Consider the following 5,024-nt stretch of genomic DNA (forward strand, 5'->3'; position numbering starts at 1 on the left):
CTCTGTAACCAAATAGCTGGAAAGCTAAACTCGCGCCCAAGGAAAAGACTTGGGTTCTTTACACCTCAGGAGTATATTCATGCGCATCTGTAAAAAGTGTCGCACTTCAAACTTGATACTAAGCACCCTCTCTCAAGTCATTCTTTAATGCCAAGATAATTTTTTGGGCGTCAGAATGTACCTTGCTAAACAGTTCATTTTGATTTGGGGAGTCAGACTCACAGTCATGCAAATTAGCCCTATCAAAGATGTGAGATTCAATAAGTTTTTGAAGCTTCGGGTCTTCCACCAACAAAAGTGTTCTTGAAAGATTACCTAGGTTTTCAAACGGTGATTCTTCAGTGTTTTTAAAGCCCATAGCAGTAATGTCTTCAACCGCTAACGAATAAGCTTCCAGTTTTTTTTCTCTGAGCCACTTATTGAGCTCTTTTTTTACTAGGTAAGGCTGGAGAATAAAAATGTCGATCAACTTTACGATCAAGCCACCAATGCCAAATGCAGCAATAAGCTGAATAAAATTTTCCATTTTAACTCCTAGTTTTGAGTGGGAGCCTAACGCCGCGTTAAGTGGTGAGCAACGCCAACCACCCTACCTAAACCATTGTGACATAAACACTTAAACTGAAGAAAGCCGAAAACGCCATGCGTTGGGAATCCGTCTTGAACGCTTTGTTAGGCTTTTAGTTTCTCCATTGTTTCCTTTATCGGCAACTGCTGTTCGAAATACCGACGAAAGCCAACATGAAGATCTTGAATCCAGTTTTCACTATTTTCGGTTTCAAGAAACTTCATAGTTTTTCGGGTATTGGTGCTTTTTGATAATGAAATGTGGCGTTCCTAAAAAGCCTCAAGGCATCTACAAAATCGTGTTGTTCCAATAATGAGTCCACTTTTTCATCAGTACTGCCAAGTTCACGATAGCCTTCGACTACAACGTATAACAATGAGTAAAAAACCGAAATCCGCCGAAACGATGAGTGAAACTGAGATAAGGTTTGCAACTCACATGAATAACTTTCATCGACTGGTAAAGCTGTATTGATTTCGATCTTTACAGCATCAGCATTCAGCCAGTGTGAATGCAAAGCTACCATACTTGGGTTCATATGACCTCCTGAAGCCTAACGCCCTGTTAAGGTGTGAGCAACGCAATACCGAAGCCGCCGCATACCACCTTAAACACTAAAACCAACGCATAGTAAAAATGCCACGCGTTGCGAATCACTCTTAAACAGTTTGTTATGCGTATTATGGTGATACTGACTTTAAAAACTCTTGCCCTGCAACGGTCAAATACAAGATAACGGTACTCTCTGAATACTTATTTTTATCAGGAGCAAGTAAGCCAACAAACCTAAATTCATCTAGTAGAGTACAGGAATAATTCCAAGGCTGTAAATCTGCGCTACTTCCATTCGACAGCCAATGAGTAAAACTATCTTCATCATACGAGATATACCCACCTTTATGATCTGTAACTTGGTCTTTTGTCCGCAGCTTCATTAATAGCCAAGCTTCCCTAGGGCTAAAATGAGATAAAATCTCAACAAAATGCGGGTGAAATGCATTATCGACCAGTTGTTCAGCGAGTAAATTTTCCCACATTTCATGTAAAATAGGGTCAGTTTCTTTAGAAGACTCTTCGATTGTTTTGACAAAACTCTTGTTATGGCAAGGGGCAACTAACGGCTTATTCAGTCGTACAGATTTATTTTTTGCTTTTTGAACTGCATTTTCTAGAGTGTAAGTTGCAACGGCTTTTTCAACTTCAACCATATTATCAAATTTTTGCTTTATATAGCGCCCTAGACCATCTGTTGTTTCCGTGATAGGTGCAACCAATTTATCAAACGTATTCAAAACAGTGCTTGTTGTCTGCGTATAAACTTCAGGTGGAATAGCCTTAGCGACTTGACCTAATCCAGCTAAATCTAAACTTTTATTGTCTTCAGACATTATATCTCCTTACTTTTTACGCATAACGCCCAATTAAGTTGTGAGCAACGCTGCCACCACACTCAAACACTGCACCGTAATCACCAAACCAATTGAAACCGAAAGCGCCGAGCGTTGCGAATCAGCTTGAATTGCTTGTTATGTACGTGTTTCGTTTATTTTGGTTGCCATGGCTCACGCCAACCATGTTCGTTTAAAATTGCCAGCCTTTCGTACAACTGAGAGCTTTGTAGAAAGCCTGAAACAACTAATGACACTTCATTAGACTGACCTGCTGAGCATATTTTGGAATATCCTGAATGGGCAGCCTTGCTTAAGCCAAGTATCCAATATTGTATTTCAGATGTAACACTGATGATCTTCGGCTTATTAGTCATTACAGCAACAATTGCGTTATCATTGCTATATTGTCCTTGCCGCTCTAACTCGGAAAGAACACATCGATATAGTACGAAGTCTTTGCTCAACATTGAGCTTCTAGTTGTTTCTTTCGAACTCGTATCATTTATAACGTCGCTAGACTTAATTAACTTGTCCAGCCCCTGAAGAGCTTGATGCTTTTCACTAGAAAATGCTGATTGACAAGCTAAAACTAAAGCAAGCCCCAATAGTACTGCTCTCATTGCACCCTCAAATATATATAGTTTTTCTCTAAGTACATAACGCCCAATTAAGTAGCCCGAAACGCACAACGATAGTTTCTGCATAACACCGTAACCACTGAAATACCTGCAAACCAAAAATGCCACGCGTTGAGGGTCTGCTTGAATTGCTTGTTATGTAATTACATGTTCGGACTTTATTGTTGCCTCCAGACTACTAAAAACGACCTTGCACTCAAGGTTCTTTTGATGGATTTGAGTGCGAAAGCCAAATTCTGAGGTAGGGGTGTTACAACGATTTCAGAACAGTGAGTTTCAGCGAATGACTTGGCTTTTGAGCCAAAGAAACAAGCCGAAATGAACCAACCGAGTGAGTTGCGCTATCGTTAACCTTGAATCATTGCGAAAGAGCCGATCAAAAGTGCAGAGCCAGAAACCTAAGAGTTGGGAGGGATTTCGGCATTTCGAAAGACTAAACAACATTGAAAATCAGCCTGTTACATAACGCCAAATTAAGGTGTGAACAACGCTAACCTCCTTGCCTAAACCATTGTGCCATAAACACTAAACTGGCTTGAAGTGAAAGCGCCGAGCGTTGTGAATCACTCTTAAATTTATTGTTATATCACGCCTTAATTGGTACACCATTGCATTTCACAAGGTACACCGTCTCGATTTCCATCAATTTGTACATTTGGGCAATTTTCTAAATAAAACTTCGCCTCATTGCAGGACATCATTTGGCTACAATGAGTCTTACCCTGACACACAAAGCCCATGTTTTCGTATTCTGGTGTAGTAAACAGTTTTTCGACAGCAAAGTAGCCGAAAACGCCGATAGCTAAACCAATAAAAACAACCGATAAGATAGATGTCGATGACTTATCTTTGCGTGGTTTGACACCAATAAGCGATACATTATAGGCATTGGCTTTTCCATTACCTACGTCGACCTGAAATTCAACCTCGTCACCAACTTGAGGACGTCTATAGCCTTTTTTGAACTTCGATATATGGACAAAAACATCGCCTTGGCACTCATCAGAGTTGATGAAACCAAAGCCACGCTCATCAATCCATCTAACAATTTTACCCTTCATATTTATTGTTCCTTCGAAGTGATATAACGCCCTGCTAAGGGGTGAGCAACGCAATACAAAAACCACCGCAAAGCACCTTAATCACTAAAATCAACGCATAGTAAAAATGCCACGCGTTGCGAATCCCTCTTGAGCAGTTTGTTAGTCGCGAGGCACCGAGCGACAATTTTAAGCCGAACTAAACTTTGCGAACAACAAACTTTATGTGCTTTGATGCATTTAAGTCAGGCGTAGTCTCAAAGCGGCTATTCAATGAAACCACTTGGAACAAACAACGCCGCAGAAAACGGACTGACAACACCAAAAAGCGCTTTTGGAAAGCCAATCTCACAGTGCGGACTTTCAACAAAGTCACTGAAACTACGTGGAACTTACAACACCAGAGAAAACGTCATTTCAGCGAGTAAATCTGCTTTGTACCCAACAAACTCACCGAGCGGAGTTGCAACCGAAAACAGACTCTCGATTGCCCTGCTCTATCAGCATCAGAGAACGAAACAACCGCTTGGAAAATAGCAACATATTGATTTAGGACCGATGAAACTGAGCTTTGACCATCGAAGATCGAACAATGAACCAAGCAATCAGTCACCAAGTTTTGAGCTTAGAAACATGATTTTGACTGCAAGCTTTTTCTGGCGACTAACGCCGCGTTAAGTAGTGAGCAACGCCACCACCCGACCTAAACCATTGTGCCGTAAACACTAAAGTTGAATCAAACCGAAAATGCCAAGCGTTGGGAATCTGCCTTAAACGCTTTGTTAGGTGAGTTCTACGCCTTAGTACGAGGACCCCCAGTTTTTGCATAGTTCTTAATGTAGGAGTCAACATCCTCAGCAGTGCCTGTAATGACTAGCTCCTCTGTATATTTATTAACAATTAAAGGAGCGTTTCCACCAAGTGCCTCTCTAAAATCACCAGTTCTTATGAACTCTTCGGTGTTGTAATAGAATACCCAACCAAAATTATATTCTTCAGTATCATTGTCTTGAATTTTTAACCTAATATTGGGATTTACATAGTTGGGTAAAGCTGAACCAAAACTGTTAATTTTAGTTTCTTCACACTCCAGATAATCTTCTACTTTCTTAACTGCTTCCGTATATTTCATAATCACCTAACGCCCAATTAAGTTGTGAGCAACGCTGCCACATTACCCAAACACTTCACCATAATCACCAAACCCATTGAAACCGAAAGCGCCGAGCGTTGCGAATCAGCTTGAATTGTTTGTTAACTGGCTTGGATTCAAGTACGAAGTGCGACACCTCTGAACATAAAAACAGTGAGATGCGATAATCATGAACTTTGCTCCCGCCAAGAAGTAAAAAACATGAAATACACGCACCTCACTGAGAACGAAAGG

General features: G+C 40.7%; 7 protein-coding genes. 1 reads left to right on the plus strand and 6 read right to left on the minus strand.

Annotated elements, in window-relative coordinates; genetic code table 11:
* Positions 1-118: 118 nt before the first annotated feature.
* The 5 genes from GVO60_RS21995 to GVO60_RS22020 form a co-directional block, all read right to left on the minus strand.
* A complete protein-coding gene (locus tag GVO60_RS21995; RefSeq protein WP_140356168.1) occupies positions 119-526 on the minus strand; it encodes a hypothetical protein in 408 nt (135 codons plus the stop codon).
* Positions 527-788: 262 nt separating this feature from the next.
* Positions 789-1,106 carry a hypothetical protein gene (locus GVO60_RS22000; RefSeq protein WP_159657857.1) on the minus strand — a complete coding sequence of 106 codons (318 nt, stop codon included), beginning with the start codon at positions 1,104-1,106 and terminating at the stop codon, positions 789-791.
* Positions 1,107-1,248: 142 nt separating this feature from the next.
* Complete coding sequence (locus GVO60_RS22010; RefSeq protein WP_159657859.1) at positions 1,249-1,956, minus strand: Abi-alpha family protein; 708 nt, start codon at positions 1,954-1,956, stop codon at positions 1,249-1,251.
* Between the two features lie 155 nt (positions 1,957-2,111).
* Complete coding sequence (locus GVO60_RS22015) at positions 2,112-2,663, minus strand: hypothetical protein (protein ID WP_159657861.1); 552 nt, start codon at positions 2,661-2,663, stop codon at positions 2,112-2,114.
* 527 nt (positions 2,664-3,190) lie between these two features.
* The gene (locus tag GVO60_RS22020) at positions 3,191-3,658 is read right to left on the minus strand and encodes a cold shock domain-containing protein (RefSeq protein ID WP_159657863.1); all 468 of its coding nucleotides are present in this window, start codon (positions 3,656-3,658) and stop codon (positions 3,191-3,193) included.
* Positions 3,659-3,910: 252 nt separating this feature from the next.
* Here GVO60_RS22020 and GVO60_RS22610 point away from each other — a divergent pair, with 252 nt between their 5' ends.
* A complete protein-coding gene (locus tag GVO60_RS22610; RefSeq protein WP_159657867.1) occupies positions 3,911-4,174 on the plus strand; it encodes a hypothetical protein in 264 nt (87 codons plus the stop codon).
* Between the two features lie 256 nt (positions 4,175-4,430).
* Here GVO60_RS22610 and GVO60_RS22035 read toward each other — a convergent pair whose 3' ends face one another.
* On the minus strand, positions 4,431-4,769 hold the full coding sequence (locus tag GVO60_RS22035; protein ID WP_159657869.1) for a YrhB domain-containing protein: 339 nt from the start codon (positions 4,767-4,769) through the stop codon (positions 4,431-4,433).
* Between the last annotated feature and the right edge of the window lie 255 nt (positions 4,770-5,024).

Source organism: Vibrio atypicus (assembly GCF_009811315.1).
Lineage (GTDB): Bacteria > Pseudomonadota > Gammaproteobacteria > Enterobacterales > Vibrionaceae > Vibrio > Vibrio atypicus.

What these genes read in the sequence shown, in the direction of transcription:
- GVO60_RS21995 (WP_140356168.1), bottom strand. Translation starts at nt 526, where the DNA reads ATGGAAAATTTTATTCAGCTTATTGCTGCATTTGGCATTGGTGGCTTG.
- GVO60_RS22000 (WP_159657857.1), bottom strand. Translation starts at nt 1,106, where the DNA reads ATGAACCCAAGTATGGTAGCTTTGCATTCACACTGGCTGAATGCTGAT.
- GVO60_RS22010 (WP_159657859.1), bottom strand. Translation starts at nt 1,956, where the DNA reads ATGTCTGAAGACAATAAAAGTTTAGATTTAGCTGGATTAGGTCAAGTC.
- GVO60_RS22015 (WP_159657861.1), bottom strand. Translation starts at nt 2,663, where the DNA reads ATGCAGAAACTATCGTTGTGCGTTTCGGGCTACTTAATTGGGCGTTAT.
- GVO60_RS22020 (WP_159657863.1), bottom strand. Translation starts at nt 3,658, where the DNA reads ATGAAGGGTAAAATTGTTAGATGGATTGATGAGCGTGGCTTTGGTTTC.
- GVO60_RS22610 (WP_159657867.1), top strand. Translation starts at nt 3,911, where the DNA reads ATGAAACCACTTGGAACAAACAACGCCGCAGAAAACGGACTGACAACA.
- GVO60_RS22035 (WP_159657869.1), bottom strand. Translation starts at nt 4,769, where the DNA reads ATGAAATATACGGAAGCAGTTAAGAAAGTAGAAGATTATCTGGAGTGT.